This is a genomic window from Thermosynechococcus sp. FA-CM-4201, from assembly GCF_054689355.1.
On record NZ_CP079920.1, the window covers coordinates 843,401 to 860,727 of the forward strand.

Annotated in this window: 14 protein-coding genes, 1 tRNA gene and 2 pseudogenes; 8 read left to right on the forward strand and 9 right to left on the reverse strand. The window is 53.5% G+C overall.

What is annotated here, in order from left to right; genetic code table 11:
- Positions 1 to 3: 3 nt before the first annotated feature.
- From KV190_RS04115 to KV190_RS04135, 5 genes are all read left to right on the forward strand, one after another.
- Positions 4 to 1,482 carry a M16 family metallopeptidase gene (locus KV190_RS04115; RefSeq protein ID WP_460194715.1) on the forward strand — a complete coding sequence of 493 codons (1,479 nt, stop codon included), beginning with the start codon at positions 4 to 6 and terminating at the stop codon, positions 1,480 to 1,482.
- A 136-nt stretch (positions 1,483 to 1,618) separates the two neighbouring features.
- The gene (locus KV190_RS04120; RefSeq protein ID WP_460194716.1) at positions 1,619 to 1,906 is read left to right on the forward strand and encodes a hypothetical protein; all 288 of its coding nucleotides are present in this window, start codon (positions 1,619 to 1,621) and stop codon (positions 1,904 to 1,906) included.
- Between the two features lie 56 nt (positions 1,907 to 1,962).
- Positions 1,963 to 2,325, forward strand: coding sequence for a hypothetical protein (locus tag KV190_RS04125; protein WP_460194717.1), 363 nt, complete (start codon positions 1,963 to 1,965; stop codon positions 2,323 to 2,325).
- Positions 2,326 to 2,356: 31 nt separating this feature from the next.
- Complete coding sequence (locus tag KV190_RS04130; RefSeq protein WP_460194718.1) at positions 2,357 to 2,821, forward strand: hypothetical protein; 465 nt, start codon at positions 2,357 to 2,359, stop codon at positions 2,819 to 2,821.
- A 9-nt stretch (positions 2,822 to 2,830) separates the two neighbouring features.
- Entirely contained in the window at positions 2,831 to 3,253 is a 423-nt protein-coding gene (locus KV190_RS04135; RefSeq protein ID WP_460194719.1) for a hypothetical protein, read from the forward strand.
- Between the two features lie 20 nt (positions 3,254 to 3,273).
- Here KV190_RS04135 and KV190_RS04140 read toward each other — a convergent pair whose 3' ends face one another.
- From KV190_RS04140 to KV190_RS04160, 5 genes and pseudogenes are all read right to left on the reverse strand, one after another.
- Positions 3,274 to 3,660: a GxxExxY protein gene (locus KV190_RS04140; RefSeq protein ID WP_460194720.1), complete on the reverse strand. Its 387-nt coding sequence runs from the start codon at positions 3,658 to 3,660 to the stop codon at positions 3,274 to 3,276.
- On the reverse strand, positions 3,657 to 4,598 hold the full coding sequence (locus KV190_RS04145) for a GDP-L-fucose synthase family protein (protein ID WP_460194721.1): 942 nt from the start codon (positions 4,596 to 4,598) through the stop codon (positions 3,657 to 3,659). The genes KV190_RS04140 and KV190_RS04145 overlap by 4 nt, the downstream gene beginning before the upstream one ends.
- 2 nt (positions 4,599 to 4,600) lie before the next feature.
- Positions 4,601 to 5,110 (reverse strand): annotated as a pseudogene (locus KV190_RS04150) (GDP-mannose 4,6-dehydratase); the annotation flags it as partial.
- A 1,032-nt stretch (positions 5,111 to 6,142) separates the two neighbouring features.
- Positions 6,143 to 6,718 (reverse strand): annotated as a pseudogene (locus KV190_RS04155) (GDP-mannose 4,6-dehydratase); the annotation flags it as partial.
- 3 nt (positions 6,719 to 6,721) lie between these two features.
- Positions 6,722 to 8,473: a TolC family protein gene (locus tag KV190_RS04160; protein WP_460194722.1), complete on the reverse strand. Its 1,752-nt coding sequence runs from the start codon at positions 8,471 to 8,473 to the stop codon at positions 6,722 to 6,724.
- A gap of 225 nt (positions 8,474 to 8,698) precedes the next feature.
- On the opposite strand from KV190_RS04160, the gene KV190_RS04165 reads away from it, so the two are divergent.
- The 3 genes from KV190_RS04165 (at position 8,699) to KV190_RS04175 (ending at position 9,740) form a co-directional block, all read left to right on the forward strand.
- A tRNA-Ser gene (locus KV190_RS04165) sits at positions 8,699 to 8,790 on the forward strand.
- A gap of 119 nt (positions 8,791 to 8,909) precedes the next feature.
- Positions 8,910 to 9,134 carry an NAD(P)H dehydrogenase subunit NdhS gene (locus KV190_RS04170; protein WP_460194723.1) on the forward strand — a complete coding sequence of 75 codons (225 nt, stop codon included), beginning with the start codon at positions 8,910 to 8,912 and terminating at the stop codon, positions 9,132 to 9,134.
- 3 nt (positions 9,135 to 9,137) lie between these two features.
- Positions 9,138 to 9,740, forward strand: coding sequence for an HAS-barrel domain-containing protein (locus tag KV190_RS04175; protein WP_460194724.1), 603 nt, complete (start codon positions 9,138 to 9,140; stop codon positions 9,738 to 9,740).
- Here the strand turns inward: KV190_RS04175 and KV190_RS04180 are convergent.
- The 4 genes from KV190_RS04180 to KV190_RS04195 form a co-directional block, all read right to left on the reverse strand.
- Positions 9,724 to 10,389, reverse strand: a complete 666-nt coding sequence (locus KV190_RS04180) for a cytochrome b/b6 domain-containing protein (protein WP_460194725.1) — start codon at positions 10,387 to 10,389, stop codon at positions 9,724 to 9,726. The genes KV190_RS04175 and KV190_RS04180 overlap by 17 nt on opposite strands.
- 2 nt (positions 10,390 to 10,391) lie before the next feature.
- Positions 10,392 to 11,222 carry a M48 family metallopeptidase gene (locus KV190_RS04185; RefSeq protein WP_460194726.1) on the reverse strand — a complete coding sequence of 277 codons (831 nt, stop codon included), beginning with the start codon at positions 11,220 to 11,222 and terminating at the stop codon, positions 10,392 to 10,394.
- 215 nt (positions 11,223 to 11,437) lie between these two features.
- A complete protein-coding gene (locus tag KV190_RS04190) occupies positions 11,438 to 15,418 on the reverse strand; it encodes a DNA-directed RNA polymerase subunit beta'' (RefSeq protein WP_460194727.1) in 3,981 nt (1,326 codons plus the stop codon).
- A 19-nt stretch (positions 15,419 to 15,437) separates the two neighbouring features.
- A complete protein-coding gene (locus KV190_RS04195) occupies positions 15,438 to 17,306 on the reverse strand; it encodes a DNA-directed RNA polymerase subunit gamma (protein WP_250682588.1) in 1,869 nt (622 codons plus the stop codon).
- Positions 17,307 to 17,327 lie beyond the last annotated feature (21 nt).

Genomic DNA, 17,327 nt, shown 5'->3' on the forward strand with positions numbered 1-17,327 from the left:
TATATGTTGGCTTCATCCTATCGGATTATTTTTATTCTTTTTCTCTTGGTGGCTGTCTGGCTCCAAAGACGCCGTCCATTGGGGCGATCGCTTTGCCTTGGATTCCTAGCTGCTCTCCTGCTATGGTTGATCCCACCCCCTTTGGCGGCAGCCATGACCCCCAAGCACTACACTGAGCTGACATTTCCCCCCTTACCAGAGATTCAGGTACCGGCCTATCAACGTCGTCAGTTGGCCAATGGGATGGTGGTCTATCTCCTAGAGGATCACGAGTGGCCCTTGGTGCGAGGCACCTTAATTTTTCGGGCAGGTAGTCGTTGGGATCCGCCGGCTCAGGTGGGTTTGGCAGAAGTGAGTGGTGACCTGATTCGCACGGGTGGTACCCAAGGTCATCGTGCCGCTGAAATTGACCAATGGCTTGAGGATCGAGCAGCAGCCATTGAATCGGGTGTCGGCAAAAGTTTAGGGCGGATTAATTTCAACAGCCTCAAGGAACACAGTGAAGCGGTTTTGAGCCAACTGGCGGAGATGCTCCAAGCGCCAGCAGTAGAACCAGAGCGATTTGAACTGGCGATTCGGCGCCGACAGGGGATTATTCAACGCCGCGATGATCAACCCAATGCCCAAGCAGAACGGGAATTTTACAAGCTAATCTACGGTGCTGAGAGTCCCTATGCCCGCACCCAAGAGTTAGAGACCCTTGCCAAGATCACACCAGCGGATGTGCAGCAGTTTTACCGCAGGTACCTCGCTCCCGCCCGCTGTATTTTGGGCTTGGTGGGCGACTTTGATGCCTCGCAAATGGGCGATCGCCTTGAAGCCATTTTTGGCTCATGGCAGGATCCGCCGAACTTACCGCCCCTACCCCCTGTACCGAGGGTAACCGTGGATACCTCGCCCACAACAGTGGTAATTGAGCGCCCCCATCTCTCCCAGAGCTACATCTATACCGGCCAATTGGGGGGCACACTCAAAGACCCAGACGTGTTTAACCTCTATGTCCTCAATGGGGTTCTCAATGGCTTTGGCGGGCGCCTCTTCAATGAACTGCGATCGCGCCAAGGCTTGGCCTACAGTGTCTATGCCGCTTGGAGTCCGGAATTTGACTATCCGGGGGTATTTTATGGCGTCGGCCAAACGCAAACAGAAACCACGGCCAAGTTTCTCAGCGCCCTACGACGAGAAATTGAACGACTGCAACAGGAACCTGTGAGCACAGCGGAACTGAATTATGCCAAGGACAGTATTCTCAATTCCTTTGTTTTTAATTTTCGCGATCGCCTGCAAATTCTCAATCGTCTCCTGCGCTACGAATACTACGATTTGCCCAAGGATTTTATCTTCCGCTATCAGCAAGCGGTTAAAGCAGCAACGGCGGCGGATCTGCAACGGGTGGCACAAACCCGCTTAAAGCCAGAACAGTGGCGTACCCTGATTGTGGGCGATCGCATCTCTTGCTCCACAGCTCACTGCCAGTCCTGAATTCAGGCCACTACTATCGAAGATCATTTAGTACAGACAGAAACTGAAAGAACTGCACAGGTGTAGCGAAAAGTCGTAAAAGCAGAGCGCGCAATTGACTGAGTTAGAATCAAAATCCAAGAACGTGGAGGAAATTATGAAGCATCTGCGCTGGTGGTTCGTTACCCTTGTGAGTTTGTTTACTTTCTTGTCAGAGCTGGCGATCGCTGCCCCCACGAAATTAAACCCAGATCAACTGTCCCCAAGTTGTTCACCAAGCCTATCGGAATCTTGCATCACTGGTCTAGATGACCTCTCAGGTCTTACAGCAGCAGTGCTTGACTTCAGCGAAGAAGAAAGTGATTTAGCGGTTGCCCTCTTTGGCTGTGACTGTCCTCAGCATATTGCATGGGTGCGCCAAATGAAGCAATCGTGGTTAGAGTAGCAATGACTACCCTCAGTCATCCAAGACTTGTTCAACAAAAATTTGTGAGGTGATGTATGTCAGCTTTGCGTCTCGCTCTTTTAGTCAGCCCTACCTTTTTGGGATCCGTCCTGAGCTTGGTTGCATTGATTGCACCTGCCCATGCCCAACTCAGTACCCCTATTCCCGTGCCACCCCCAGAAACCAGTGAGTGTGTCACCAATCCCCACCAGAAGTTTCAACTGGTCTGTACTCGCCTAGGCGCTCAGGAAACGAAACTGCAAGCCAGCCGTGATAATGGTTCGCTGCCCCCTCCCGTACTGGAATTTACTGAGGAAGAAAGTAATACCGCGATCGCGCTATTTGGCTGTGATTGTCCCCTGTGTCTAAATGCCCTACGGCAAATGCGTGGCCAACCTCCCCTCAATCAACTGGGTTAATACTGGATACATAGGGAGTAGGATTCAAGCTATGAGCCGTTGGGTTAACCTGCTTGCCCTGCTCCCTAATACCATCCTCACGATTTTAGTCATCAGTATTGCCTTTCTGAGATTCTATGACCAGACCGACTTTACCCTCCTCGGATACCTTGCCCACCCCCGCATCTGGAGTAATCGACTCACCGTGGCAGCCCTCTTGGTGGCAATGGTTAATCTCGGCGTTGAGTGGAACCGTCGAAATCGAGAAACAGATCGCTTGGCACAAGCAGAGGCTCAAAGAATTGCGGAAGAGCAACGCCGAATTGCAGAAGAGCAACGAAGAATTATTGAGGAACAACGCCGAATTGCAGAAGCAGAACGAACGGCTCGCCGAGCTAGAATCGAAGCTGAACGCGATCTTGCACTCCTCAACTTTCTAGTTGACCCCTCGCCCCATAATCGAGAGGTACTGATGCAGGTAATTGCCCTACTGGCTCAGTATCGGGAGAGCCTTTAGGATGAAGGTATGAGCCGTTGGATTAACCTGCTTGCCCTGCTCCCTAATACCATCCTCACGATTTTAGTCATCAGTATTGCCTTTCTAAGATTTTATGACCAGACCGACTTTACCCTCCTCGGATACCTTGCCCACCCCCGCATCTGGAGCAACCGACTCACCGTGGCAGCCCTCTTGGTGGCAGTGGTTAATCTCGGCGTTGAGTGGAACCGTCGAAATCGAGAAACAGATCGCTTGGCACGAGCAGAGGCTCAAAGAATTGCAGAAGAGCAACGCCGAATTGCAGAAGCAGAACGAGCGGCTCGCCGAGCTAGAATCGAAGCTGAACGCGATCTTGCACTCCTCAACTTTCTAGTTGACCCCTCGCCCCATAATCGAGAGGTACTGATGCAGGTAATTGCCCTACTGGCTCAGTATCGGGAGAGCCTTTAGAATAGGGGAGTTCTGAACAATTAAGAACTTAGGTTCACTTCAATAATTTGTGGGCGATCTGCTGCCGTAGAAGTGGGAAAATTGACGACAACCCCCACAGGAATTTTGAGGGTCTCCATGTACTTCTTGACTTGCTTGACTTCCTTATCACCAATGTTCTGAACAGCCTTGAGTTCAACTACAATAACCGCTTGGCCATTGTCACGCACAATCAGATCGGGAATGGCCTCCCCGACAAAATAACCATGAAAGAAAATCGGTACCTTGCGTTGTTCTTCGTACTCAATTTGCCGCTCCCGCAGGGCAACCTCAAAAGCTTTTTGGTAGATGGCTTCGCTGAAACCACTGCCTAATTCTTGGAAGATGTCTTGGGCAATCTCCTGAATAAGCTGGAGCCAGTGTCTCATAGGGATGTAGCGTGCTGACGGTACCAAGTAATTGTACGTTCTAAGCCTTCTTTGAGGGGAATTTGGGCACGAAACCCAAAAGCTTCTTTTGCCTTAGTGGTGTCGAGGCAACGCCGGGGTTGACCATTGGGCTTATCGGTTTGCCATTCAATTTGCCCTTGAAAGTCCATCAGGTCGCAGATGAGTTCAACTAAGTTCTTAATGGTGATTTCTTCGCCTGTACCGAGGTTAATCGGATCCGGATGATCGTAGGCTTGGGTAGCCATGACAATGCCGCGAGCCGCATCCTCCACATAGAGAAATTCGCGGCTAGGACTGCCATCCCCCCACACGGGAATCACCCTCTCCCCCTGTTGCTGAGCAATGTAAACTTTGCGAATTAAAGCAGGAATCACATGGGAACTCAGGGGGTCAAAGTTATCCCCCGGCCCATAGAGATTCACGGGCAAGAGATAGATACCATTAAAGCCATACTGCTGCCGATAGGCTTGCAATTGCACGAGAAGGGCTTTTTTAGCAATGCCGTAGGGGGCGTTGGTTTCTTCGGGGTAGCCGTTCCAAAGATCGCTTTCTTTGAAGGGAACGGGGGTAAATTTGGGATAGGCACAAATCGTCCCCACACAGACGAATTTCTCGACGCCTGCGCGATAGGCACAGTCAATGAGTTGTGCCCCCATCATCAGGTTGTCATAAAAAAGTTCAGCGGGCTTGGCTTGATTGAGACCAATCCCCCCCACATGGGCGGCAAGGTGAATAACAATATCTTGGTTTTGAACGACAGCTTGGCAAGCAGATAGTTGGCGTAGGTCGTAGTCGCGCGATCGCACAACCGTAATCTGCTCAGGCACTGCCCCCGCGTTTTGCAATTGTGCCACCACTTGGCGTCCCAAAAATCCTGCTCCACCGGTGACGAGAATCCTTTTTTCACTGAGATCCATGACTAGTCTGCCTTACTGATAAACTGCCGCTGGGCAATGAGATCGAGTACGGTGTCAGAGGTGGTTTTGGGAGTTGTTCCTTGAATCCCCACGGCATGGAGATCCGCTTCCACCATCAAGGCCACCAGTTCAGGAAAGGTAACCGAGGGCTGCCAGCCCAAAACCGTTTTGGCTTTGGTGGGATCCCCCAAGAGTAAATCCACCTCTGTGGGACGCAAATAACGGGGGTCAAATTCCACATAGTCCTGCCAATTGAGACCCACATGACCAAAGGCCAGTTCTAAAAATTCCCGCACGGAGTGGGTTTCGCCTGTGGCCACCACATAGTCATCGGGTTGCTCCTGTTGCAGCATCAGCCACATGGCACGCACATAGTCCTTGGCGTAGCCCCAATCCCGCTTCGCTTCTAGATTCCCCAAATAGAGCTTGTTTTGCTGGCCAGCTACAATGCGGGCAACGGCACGGGTAATCTTGCGGGTCACGAATGTTTCACCGCGCCGAGGGGAGTTATGGATCCAACCTTGGCCAATACCAGCATGAAAGGTGCCAGAGGTGGTTGCCAAATCGAATACCCATCCTTCATGGGCGATCGCGTGGGCTTTAATGACTTCGTCCTTGGGTTTGCAGAGATGCTGTCCTGATTGGGTGGTCTGGGGACTGTTCAAATTCAACTTGTAGTAGGTGCGATCGCCCCGTTCTTCGAGGCAAAGGGTAATACGCTGCTCCAAGGTGGTGCTCACCAACCAATAGAGGCCTGCCGCCAATACGGGTGAAGCCGTGCAAAAGCCCTGAAATTCATAGGTACAAGGGGTACTGCGCAAACCATCCCCAGCGTTAAAGCCCTCAAGAAACGCCAAGCGAGCCGCATGATCAGCGTTGAGAATGCGTTGGGGAATCCGCTTGTGACCCTCACGGGTATAGATTTGGGGGTAGAGGTAGCGGCCATAGTCGCAATTGCCATTAAGATGCAGTTGGGTCACAGGTTGACCGTTTGGGAAGCCACTCGCAGCGGTGTACTCACTGGTATATCCTGCGGCAACTTTTCGCCATGTGGCACTGACCCGCGCCAATAATTCTGGGTCTTGGTTGGCGACTTTTACTTTACCTTCAGGAGTAATATGCCCCTCTGCGACTAAAATCCCGAGGAGCCAAGCTTCGCTGGGGCTGACATCCACTTGCTCCGTAGCGGGGGGCAGATCAATAAGGGCAAGGCGATCGCCCACCTGTACCTGCTGTGTCTCCTTCGCACAGGGCGTTTCCCCATCGAGAACAAAAACTTGATGATCAGCAGTTGTTTCGTAGAGGGCTGCCCGCGCCATGATCCGATGAACGGTTTTATCACCGCCATTCCAAGTGGCCGTCATGCAGGTCACACTGGTCCAGCCTTGGGCATCCCAGACCTCAAAGCGATCCTCGGGTGCTAAGTCGGTCGTATAGCGTTTACCATGCTTGGGATCCGTGCGATGGGGAACAACATCGGCAATGGGCAGAATATCAATCAGTCCCCGCCGCCGCAGAATCACTGGTGTGGTGCCAGTCACACACTCGTGGTTGAAGAGAATCCCATTACAGGCAAAAAGGTTATAGGCCTCGCGATAATTCACCGTTTGCCAGTGGGCATAGACCTTGGCACAGGCATAGGGACTGCGGGGATAAAAGGGCGTTGTTTCCCGCTGCGGCACTTCCTGCACAAGGCCAAACATCTCCGAGGAACCTGCTTGGTAAAACTTCACCTGTTTGCCCGTGCGCTCTTGATATTCGCGAATTGCCTCTAGGAGTCGCAGCGTCCCCATGGCCACCGTTTCTGCAGTGTATTGCGGCGCATCAAAGCTTACCCGCACATGGGATTGCGCCCCCAGATTGTAAATTTCATCGGGCTGACTCAGCTCTAAAATCCGCCGTAGGGTACCGCCATCGGTGAGATCGCCATAGTGCAGGCGCAGGGCAGCCCCCTCTTGGTGGGGGTCAACGTAGATGTGGTCAATGCGATCGGTGTTAAACGTAGAAGTGCGGCGAATAATGCCATGAACTTCATAGCCCTTCTCTAGGAGTAGCTCACTCAGATAAGACCCATCTTGACCCGTGATGCCGGTAATTAATGCCCGCTTGCGATCGCCCATCCTTTATTGCCTTGATCCTAAACGTGTTTGTTCTGGATAGCCCACAGCCCGCTTTAATGCGGCTAGGGAGCGATTATAGTTCAAAATGGCGGCAAGAAGATTCCCTTGGGCTTGGGTCAAATTCGTTTCCGCATTGGTAACTTCCTGTTGCGTTCCCACCCCCGCTTGAAAACGCAGCCGAGCGAGGCGCAGCCCTTCAGTGGCTTGAGTAACCGCTGTTCGTGCGGTGGCAATATTTTTCTCATTGGCTCTGAGATTGGTGTAGGCTGTTTCCACCTCTAGGCGGATGGTGTTTTTCTGATTGGCATATTGTTCCTCAGCGGTTGCCGCAAGGGCTTCTTGGCGAGCCGCACTGGCACGGGCATTGCCGCCATCAAAGAGGGCTAGTTGCATTTGCAGCCCTACCCCATAGCCAAAGCGAGGGGCGAGATCATCGGTGACTTTGTCGAGCATATTGCCACTGGCAAAGAGACTCAGTTGGGGACGGGTAGCCGCCAAGGCCACCTGACGATTTTTCAGGGCAATCGTGCGCTGTAGCAGCCGCTGCTCTAGCTCAACACGGTTCTGATAGGCAAGGAGAATACTGTCCTCAAGGGAAAGTGACCATTCTTCAGCGGGTTCAACGCGGTCAGCGATCGCCACATCCACCGTCTGATTCACATTCAATCGCTGTGCCAACTGCCGCCGGGTGGTGATTTCCAAATTGCGCGCTTGGCTCAAGTTTTGCTGGGCATTGGCAAGGCTCACCTCTGCGGTCAACACATCTAAGAGCGTCCCAATCCCTGCTTGCTCAAAGGCCGTTGCATCCCGCAGGGTCACTTGGGCATTGGCTACTGCTGCTTCACCAATTTGCACCTGTACCTTGGCCTGTTGCGCCAAATAGTAATCACTGGTTACATCAAAGATCAGTTGTTGGAGTTGGCGTTGTACCTCTAGTTCACTGAAGCGCACTTGGTCGCGAGCTGCTGCAATGGCTGCCGATCGCCCGCCCCCCGCAAACAACGTATAGTTCATCACTAGGGCTGCATTCGACGTTGCCCCACTCGTCGCCCCAAAAAGATTGGTGAAAAAGTTCGTGAAGTTGAGTTGATTCACTGGTGCAAGGGTAATGGGAGTGAAGTTGGAGGGCGTAGCCGCCTGACTAGCACTATTTTGCAGTTGTTGCAGTTGCTGTTGCAGTTCTAGGTTTTGCTGATCCGAAAATGCCGTGAGTTGCGGACCTTGAAATCGTTGTTGCAGCCGCTGCACCTGAGTATTCAAAATACTGCTGGCGGCCAGTTGTTGAGCGAGAAGCTGTTGCTGCGCCTGTTGCTGTTGCTGCTGTTGTAAAGAGAGCTGCTGCTGAAAGTTGAGGGGCAGGTAGGCAGGCTGGCCACCGGGGGAGGTATTTTGGCCAATGCTAGCTTGAAACGCAAGGGTGGGATAAAGCTGTGCTTGCACCTGTCGCAGTTGTGCCCGTGCCCGTTGTAGTTGTAGCTCACTAATTTGTAGGCCAATGTTATTGCGAATGGCCACCTCAATCGCTTGCTCGAGGGTGAGGGGTTGATTGAGGTCAATGTTGACTGTCTCAGGAAGTGCTAGTCTATCGGGATTGGGGTTGAGAGGCGTGAGGGCATCCGACGTTTGGGAAGATGCCTGTGCCACTGGCGTCGTGGTGGGTGTAGCTTGAACGAGGCTAGGCAACGTCACAGGGGCGATCGCGAGGAGTCCCGACACCAGCATGTTTTTCGGATTCAGGGCCAGATCATTCAACATGAGAACTTAGACGTGCAACCTGCTCAACTTAGCCACGGTAGGACTTCGCCTAAGTACTGGTGAAGATTGCCAGCATACAGCCATGTGCTTCACTCCCACAACACACCCATTCTGCAAAACTCTAGCATGGATTCTCAATTGCGATCGCCCCCTAGAGCAACAGCCGCAGACCACGAGGATTGAAAAGGGGGAGAAAACTGATCTAGAATAAGGAACCCTCAAAAAGGAGAGGTGGCTGAGTGGTCGAAAGCGGCAGATTGCTAATCTGTTGATAGGCAGGTAACTCCTATCCGAGGGTTCGAATCCCTCCCTCTCCGTTAAAGAAAATATCATCAAACCAATAGCTGAAACTTATCCTTTGCTACCCCTCAGCAAAGCACGAACGGGTCAAGGGCAGGAGATAATAAGTTTACATCAACATCTTTGGGATAAGACGATGGCCAGCGACTTAGCAATGACGATTCTCCCCGGTATGACCGTGAAGGTGACCAATCCCAACGATACCTACTACCGATTTCAGGGGATTGTGCAGCGGATCACTGATGGTAAAGTGGCAGTGCTCTTTGAAGGCGGGAACTGGGATAAATTGGTTACTTTTCAGACCAGTGAGCTAGAGCCAGTCGTGACCACGCCTAAGGAAAAAGCGAAAGCGAAAAAGTAAACGATGGCGCAGCGATCGCCTCCCCTCCAGCCCTTTGCGGAAATTATCCAGACAGCAACGGATCACTGCATTGCCCAGTGCCACGAACCCGCTAGCCTCGATTTTCCCGTGGTGCCAGCTCTGGGCAGTTGGGTGCGGATTCCCGACGGCGATCGCGTCATTTATGGCGTTGTTGCCTATGTAGTGACGGCTCCCATTGACACGATTCACCGTGCCACCGCCTTGGGGCTATCCCTAGAGCAACTACGGCAAGAGCAGCCCCATATTTTTGCCATGCTGAAAACTGAGATCACAATCGCCATCACTGGCTTTCAGGAACAGGAACGCTTTTATCACCATTTGCCCCCCCGCCCACCCCAAATGCATCAGCAGGTCTATGGGTGTCCCGCTGAGGAAGTGATTGCCTTCAGTGGCACATTGACTTTTTTGCGAACACTGTTGACCCTGCGTTATGGTCCCGGCGATGCCTTGGTGGCGGCAACGCTGCGTTCCCTGTATCAACTCCACCAGCGCGATCGCCAGTGGCTGGTGCAGGCAGCTCAATACCTGAACCGACTCCTCAAGGATGACTACGATCGTCTGCGGGGCATTATCGAGCAGTTATGAGAGCGGGCAAAACAAAAGCGATCACAATCCCCAGCAAAACAATGATTTCTAGACCCAACAACAGTTGATTGGCAGGCTTGAGCCTACCGCCACGCCACCAGTTGCCGACCCGCCGATCCTCTGGGCGGATGGCAAAACTCACCATTGAAACCAAAAGTGACCGCCCCCCTGCCTTTGCCCCCAGAATCAAGTGAGACAGCAAACTCAGGAGCACCACGCTCCAAGCCCCTAAATGAGCCAAGTACCAGCCTCGATTTAGCTCACCTGTGGGCAACCACTCCTCTTTCATCATTCGCCCAGTGATGAGGGCAAACGTGACAGCCACCAGCATGAGGGTATTTGCCAACCGTTGCCAAGCGTGCCAATTCCCTTGGGAAAGTTGCGCCAAGGATTTCTTGTGCAACAGCCGGCGATCACCCCAATGAAAGCAGTAGAGCGCAAAGAAGGGAAACAGCAATAAAAGGACGAGGGCAATCGTCCCGTGGAGGCCTTGAATATCGGGAATCCTTGGTAGAGGGAGTGCTCCCCAGCGGCCATCGTAGGTGTTATAGACCCAAAACCCTGAGATGAGAGCGAGGAGTGCCAAAATCGCGATCGCCCCATGGGCAAGGCGCAGCAGAAGGGGTTGATAGGGAATAGATTTGGCCATCGTTATTGACGAGCGGGACGTAATTGCTTGACGAGGCGATCATACTGTTGAGTTTCCGCCCAATCAAGAATTTCCCGTGCCCGCAGAACAGGTAGAGGGTGGGTGAGTTGACTGGCTTGCAATTCCTTGAAAAGGTTGTACCAACCCCAATCCGCAGCCTCATATTCGCGGGCTTGGGCAATGAAGGCGTCGAGATTCAGGCGATCGCTCCACTGCGGCGAACCACCACAGAGTTTCATCAGCACCGAGGCCACAATACGCGGGTCTTGGGTCACCAACAATGCCGCGCGATCGCAGGTCAGTTCAGCACAGCGCAACCAATGCATCAATTGGGTTTGCAGTCCTTGCGCCAAGAGCAAGCCCCAAGGAGAGAGTTGACTAGTGGCAAAAAGCAGCAGGTTGGCGATCGTCAAATACACGCCATGCTCACACTTCAGATGTCCCAACTCGTGCGCCAGTACTGCCTGCAATTCCTTGGGTGTCAGCAATTCGACAAGGGAGGAGTGTAGTACGACAAAGGGCTGCTTGCCCCGCATGGCAAAGGTATAGGCATTGGGGACAGGATGCTGTTTCAGATACAGTTGGGGTGGCTCTAGGCCTAAAATACGGCAAGCCTCGATATGCAGCCCGTAAATGTCGGGAAGTTGCTGTTCACTGAGGCGCAGACTACTGCCAATGTTCTCAAGGTAAAAGGCCTGCTCTGCCACCGAACCTAGGAGCGATCGCACGAGAATATCTAACCCCGGCAGTTGTTGGAGTGCTTGGGTGGCCTCGCGATCGCGGGGATGACGAAACTGATCTGCCCTGAGGCTGGAATACGCTGAAACAGGCATGAAATCGTAATTTTTACTTTGACCCCTCTACTGCCAATTTTAGGGCATGGCACAGGTTTCTCGCATCCCTGCCAAAACGTTCGGGGGTGTTCGGCATGATCTCCGACCTGAGACCAAAAAAAGCTACGGCAAGTGCACCTATAGTTTGTCCTCAGGACATTACTGGATTGGGTGCCAACTCCTACCGTAGCCTTCTGCAATCAAGGGAGTTTTAGTTAGAAGGCGTCATCCTCCTCTTCATCCCCATAGTCATCGTCCTCGTCTGTAAGGTCGTCCTCCTCATCGTCAGCATCACTACTGGCGAATTCAAAATCGCGAGTCCGTCCAGTGATTTTTTCAATCACGTGGGGTGCCGTTTCATCGTCAATGAGGACATCCTCACCGAGGTCAGCGGTCACATTGACCGTCATTGAGGGGGGTTCAGGTTCAGGACTGACAACGTGGGTTTGACCCAAGCGATCTTCACCCTCTTCCCACTCTTCGTCGCCGTTGGTACTTTCCTCGTAGCTGTTGAAGCCGGTACCCGCTGGGATGAGACGGCCAATGATCACGTTTTCCTTGAGTCCCCGCAGCCAATCGGACTTGCCTTCAATGGCCGCTTCCGTGAGTACCCGTGTTGTCTCTTGGAAACTGGCGGCTGAAATGAAGCTATCGGTATTCAGTGAAGCCTTGGTAATCCCCAAGAGGACGGGGGTATATTGGGCAGGTGCACCACCGGTGAGTGCCATGGGTTCGTTGGCTTGCTCCGCTTGACGCAGACTCATGAGTTCACCGGAGAGAACGATTGTATCGCCCGCATCATCAATCCGCACCTTGGAGGTCATCTGGCGGACGACCACCTCAATGTGTTTATCGGCAATCTCAATACCTTGGGTGAGATAGACCGACTGCACCTCATTGACCAAGAAGGATTGCACCTTCTCAAGGCTAATTTGGGCGGCTTTGAGCAACCCTTGGGGTTTGTAGTACTCAAAGTAAATGGAGAGGATGTCGTGGGGATCCACAGGGCCATCGGTGAGGGGGTCAGCGAGATTCACCTTTTGACCATCCACCACCAAGGGGTTTTGACCCGGCAGGACAGGGTATTCCTGAATTGTGCCATCCTCTTCAATGACTTTGATATCTACGCTGTCATCACTGTTGTAGGTGACTTGACAGGTGCCGGGGCGTACCGCCAGCACGCATTTTTCTTTGGGATGGCGCGCTTCAAGGAGTTCTTCAATCCGAGGTAACCCCTGAATGATGTCACCCGTTTTCGCCCGCTCAAACACCAACAGGGCGAGGTTATCCCCCCGCTGCACAAGGTCACCGTCCTCAATTTGCAGCACCGCCCCGGGCGAGACAAGGTAGGGACGGGCTAAGCGCAGGATCACGTGGTCATCGGCCACCGCCATTACCGCTGCTGTTTCTGGGGCACTCACTCCCTTGGCCAGTTCATCGCCGGGACGCACGAGATCGCCAACTTTCACCGTGGGTTTAGCCCCGTTGGTCTCGATCCGCAGGCGATCGCTCTCAGTAACGACCAGAATGCGGCGAACCGATTCGCCACTGCGCAAGATCCCCTGCACCTCACCCGCCTGCTTGGCTTTGATGTCCGTGCGGGCAATCACGGCACCGGGGCCAATGTGATCGCCATCTTTGACCAAGAGGGAAGTAAACGTACTGCCTTGGGTTTGATCCGCAGCAATGTCACGGCGAATCACCAAGGATTCCAGAATCACCAGTTGGAGGCGCTGCGCTTCTGGATCCACCTCATCCGTCACAATTTCAATGTCAGCGGCCAGTTGTGGGGCTTCGCTGCCAATTTCAAGGACTAACTGCGTCCGCAGCAGATCAACGCCATCAACGGATTTAACTCGCTCATCGTGTTTGTAGGGCAACCGCTGTACGGCCCGCAGGCGAATGGACTGCCCTGAGCTATCACTGGAGTCTTGGCTGGGTACCGATGGCTCATCAGGCACGCTAAATTCTTGGACGGGGCGCAGCAGAATCGCTGGTCCTTCGGGGGTGTCCTCAAGATAATCCACTTGCGAAAGGGTTTCGACCACAAGGCCGGGGAGTACCTCTTCACCGGGACGCGCCAACACACCATGCTTCAGCCGCGCGGCTTCCGGATCATCCACAAGGTGCAGTTCGCCAGGCTTGATAATAATTTCCCGCAGGATGTCGTTTTTCTGGATGACTTCGACGACACCGCTGTTTTGACAGAAGATGTCCTTGACAACCTCAGTCCCCGCTTCGACGTATTGGTTGTCCTCTACCATCAGTAGGGAAATGTCTTTGTTCACCTCATGGGTTTCTTCGGGAATCCACAGGAGCGTCCCCCCCTTGAGGACTTCGTAACCCTGCTTGGCTTTGCCTTTTTTGGCTACTTCGATGTCGGCATATTTGAGGATACCGCCCGTCGTGGTGTGGTAGCGATCGTCAATGAGTTCAGCCACCACTTGACCATTGGCGACTTTCGTACCGGGGGCGGCTTTCAGGGAGAACCGCTGACCAGTGGCGGTTTCAATAATGTAATGCTCGCGTCCCTGCTGCGTTTCTTTGAGCACCTTGGCTTTATCGAGCATCACTGAGGCAGTAATAATTTCGACCTCGCGACCGCCTTTGCTGTCCTGTTGCTCAGGGAGACGCACGACACCGCCATGCTCGGTTTTCACCGTGGTTTCTGCAAGCACAGCCCCGGCTTCAATGCGATCGCCATTTTTCACCACCGGCTCAGCACCGGGGGGCAGATTATAGACTTCCCCAGACAGTACCCAAATCAACCCACCTTTGGGGGCAATGCGCGTTGTGGTGCCTTGGCGATCGCGCTTCTCCTCTGCCTCGAGGTTGACGAACTTCACTTGACCCGCCAAATCCGAGGCCACATCCTTGGTCACTTTCTCCGTGGACTTGCGGACACTGCGGGAGGCCTGCGCCACTTCCGCCAACAATTGACCCGCTTCAACGGTTTCACCCTCTGCCACCAGCACAATTGACCCTTGGGAGAGGTCAAATTCTTGGCTTTGCTGACCACCTTTGATCACAAGCTTGCCAGCGGTTTCGACAATAAAGGCATCATCGCCATGGCGGGTGCGGTAGGGACGTACCCGTAATTTCTTGCCGTACTCCACCGTGCCGCTAAAGGGAGCGCGTTCTTGGCGAGCCACTTCCCCCGTAAACACGCCCCCGGTGTGGAACGTGCGCATGGTCAACTGCGTACCGGGTTCACCAATGGATTGAGCCGCAATAATCCCTACGGCTTCCCCCATATCCACGAGTTGGGCATGGGCAAGGCTCCAGCCGTAGCAGAGACGACACACAGAGCCAGTGGCCTCGCAGGTGAGGGGCGATCGCACCACCACCTCTTCAATACCCGCATCAACAATTTTCTTCGCTAGATCCGCAGAGATGGCTTGATTTTTGGCCACCAGCACTTCGCCTGTTTTCGGATGGCAGACATCATTAAGCACCACCCGACCCAAAAGCCGATCCTCTAGCGCCAGTACCTTATCTCCCACCGTCATACTGCGCAGCGTGATGCCCCGCTCCGTTTCACAATCCTCTTCACGGATAATCACATCTTGGGAGACATCCACCAAGCGCCGGGTCAGGTAACCGGAGTCCGCCGTCCGCAGTGCCGTATCCACCAGTCCTTTACGCGCACCGTAGGAGGAGATAATGTACTCCGTCACCGTCAGCCCTTCGCGGAAGTTGGTTTTAATCGGCAGGTCAATGATTTCACCTTGGGGATTGGCCATCAACCCCCGCATTCCCACCAACTGGCGCACCTGCGAGAGATTCCCCCGTGCCCCCGAGAAGGCCATCATGTACACGGAGTTGAGGACATCGGTATTGCGGAAGTGCCGTACCACCTCGTTTTTCAGTTCCTCGTTGGTGGTGTTCCAAGTGTCAATCACCTTCTGGAAGCGTTCCACCTCCGTAATTTCACCCCGCGAGTAGCGCTCCTGAGCGGTTTTAATTTCCTTTTCGGCCGCTTCGAGGAGTTCCTGTTTTTTCGGAGGCACGAGCAGGTCATCAACACTGATGGAGACGCCGGCGCGGGTGGCATAGCGAAAGCCAAGGTCTTTGACTTTGTCGGCCATTTCCGCTGTGCGGGCGGTGCCAAAGTTGCTAAATGACCAAGCAATGAGGTTCCGCAAGCCTTTTTTGTCAATGATGCGGTTAAAGAAAACAGGCTTTTTCTCAGTCATGGTGTTGGGGTCTCCCAAATTAACTGGCTAGGGCTTCTTGAATCGTTTGGTTGTAGATGATGCGACCGGGGGTGGTGCGGATGTATTGGGAAATCAGTTGACCGTTGGCATCCTCCTTGACCCGCCGCAGGGGATACTCCAGCAAACGGGAACCATCTTCATAGGTCGTAATTTGGGGTTCACTGGTGTCGCCATCGTCCACCTCACCGTCGTAGCGCACCCAGACAAAGGCATGGAGCGGCAAGTGTCCCTGTTCGTAGGCCATGACCACGTCTTGGAAGTTGGCATAGTAGCGATCGCTATAATCCGGCAGCTTCGGATTTTCTGCCGTCAAGTAATAGCAGCCCAAAACCATATCTTGGCTGGGGGTAATAATCGGCTTGCCCGTGGCCGGCGACAGAATATTATTTGAGGCTAGCATCAGCATTCGCGCCTCCGCTTGAGCCTCAATCGAGAGGGGCACGTGCACCGCCATTTGGTCACCGTCAAAGTCCGCGTTGAAGGCGGGACACACCAAGGGGTGCAGTTGAATAGCACGCCCTTCCACCAGAATTGGCTCAAAGGCCTGAATCCCCAAACGGTGGAGTGTCGGCGCACGGTTGAGCAGCACCGGGTGACCCTCAATCACCTCCTCCAGCACATCCCAAATTTGGGGGTCATTGCGCTGGATCATCCGCTTCGCTGCCTTAATGTTGTTGACAATTTGTTGGCGAATCAAGCGGTGAATCACAAAGGGCTGGAAGAGTTCAATGGCCATTTCCCGAGGCAGGCCGCACTGGTGCATTTGCAGTTTTGGCCCCACCACAATCACTGAACGACCAGAGTAGTCCACCCGTTTTCCCAGCAGGTTTTGGCGGAAGCGACCCTGTTTCCCCTCAATAATGTCGGAAAGCGACTTCAGGGGACGGTTATTGGCGCCCACCACCGTACGACCGCGACGACCATTATCAATCAGGGCATCCACCGCCTCTTGAAGCATCCGCTTCTCATTGCGGACAATAATCTCGGGTGCGAGAATCTCTTGCAGGCGGGCAAGGCGGTTGTTGCGGTTAATAACGCGGCGGTACAGGTCATTAAGGTCAGAGGTAGCAAAGCGCCCGCCATCTAACTGCACCATTGGCCGCAGATCCGGTGGAATCACGGGAATCACCGTCAAGACCATCCATTCCGGCTTGGAACCCGTGGCAATAAAGTTATCAATGACCCGCAGCCGTTTGATCAGCTTGGCGCGTTTTTGCCCCTTGGAGTTGAGAATTTCCTGCCGCAGTTGGTCGGCCTCCGCTTGCAGATCTAAATCCTGAAGCAGGCGTTGAATGGCTTCAGCCCCAATGCCCACCTCAATGCCCTCGAGCTCTGAGTCTTCGCTGTAGATCTCTTCTTCAATCTCCTGCCACTGATCTTCGCTCAGGAGCTGCTTGTAGCTGAGGGCGGGGTGATTGCCCGGATCTAGCACTACATAGGAGTTGAAATAGACAATTTGCTCGACATCCCGCAGGGGCATATCGAGTAGGATCGCCATGTAGCTGGGAATCCCCTTGAGGTACCAGACATGGGTCACTGGGGCAGCCAACTTAATGTAGCCCATGCGATGGCGGCGCACCCGCGATTCGGTGACTTCAACGCCACAACGTTCGCAGACAATGCCACGATGGCGTACCCGCTTGTATTTACCGCAGTGGCACTCCCAATCCTTAGCAGGACCAAAAATCCGCTCGCAGAAGAGGCCGTCCATCTCCGGCTTGAGCGTGCGATAGTTAATGGTTTCTGGTTTGGTCACCTCGCCCACCACTTGACCGTTGGGGAGCGTGCGCTGCCCCCATTGGATGATGCGCTCCGGTGACGCGAGAGACACTTTTACATAATCAAAGCGTTGCTCGATTCTGGGCATAAACTCACAAATCCTTTGGCG

Excerpts from the sequence above, each read along its gene's own strand:
- KV190_RS04130 (WP_460194718.1), top strand. The coding sequence starts at position 2,357 with ATGAGCCGTTGGGTTAACCTGCTTGCCCTGCTCCCTAATACCATCCTC.
- KV190_RS04175 (WP_460194724.1), top strand. The coding sequence starts at position 9,138 with ATGGCGCAGCGATCGCCTCCCCTCCAGCCCTTTGCGGAAATTATCCAG.
- KV190_RS04185 (WP_460194726.1), bottom strand. The coding sequence starts at position 11,222 with ATGCCTGTTTCAGCGTATTCCAGCCTCAGGGCAGATCAGTTTCGTCAT.
- KV190_RS04170 (WP_460194723.1), top strand. The coding sequence starts at position 8,910 with ATGGCCAGCGACTTAGCAATGACGATTCTCCCCGGTATGACCGTGAAG.
- KV190_RS04135 (WP_460194719.1), top strand. The coding sequence starts at position 2,831 with ATGAGCCGTTGGATTAACCTGCTTGCCCTGCTCCCTAATACCATCCTC.
- KV190_RS04160 (WP_460194722.1), bottom strand. The coding sequence starts at position 8,473 with ATGTTGAATGATCTGGCCCTGAATCCGAAAAACATGCTGGTGTCGGGA.
- KV190_RS04145 (WP_460194721.1), bottom strand. The coding sequence starts at position 4,598 with ATGGATCTCAGTGAAAAAAGGATTCTCGTCACCGGTGGAGCAGGATTT.
- KV190_RS04115 (WP_460194715.1), top strand. The coding sequence starts at position 4 with ATGTTGGCTTCATCCTATCGGATTATTTTTATTCTTTTTCTCTTGGTG.
- KV190_RS04190 (WP_460194727.1), bottom strand. The coding sequence starts at position 15,418 with ATGACTGAGAAAAAGCCTGTTTTCTTTAACCGCATCATTGACAAAAAA.
- KV190_RS04195 (WP_250682588.1), bottom strand. The coding sequence starts at position 17,306 with ATGCCCAGAATCGAGCAACGCTTTGATTATGTAAAAGTGTCTCTCGCG.
- KV190_RS04120 (WP_460194716.1), top strand. The coding sequence starts at position 1,619 with ATGAAGCATCTGCGCTGGTGGTTCGTTACCCTTGTGAGTTTGTTTACT.
- KV190_RS04125 (WP_460194717.1), top strand. The coding sequence starts at position 1,963 with ATGTCAGCTTTGCGTCTCGCTCTTTTAGTCAGCCCTACCTTTTTGGGA.
- KV190_RS04140 (WP_460194720.1), bottom strand. The coding sequence starts at position 3,660 with ATGAGACACTGGCTCCAGCTTATTCAGGAGATTGCCCAAGACATCTTC.
- KV190_RS04180 (WP_460194725.1), bottom strand. The coding sequence starts at position 10,389 with ATGGCCAAATCTATTCCCTATCAACCCCTTCTGCTGCGCCTTGCCCAT.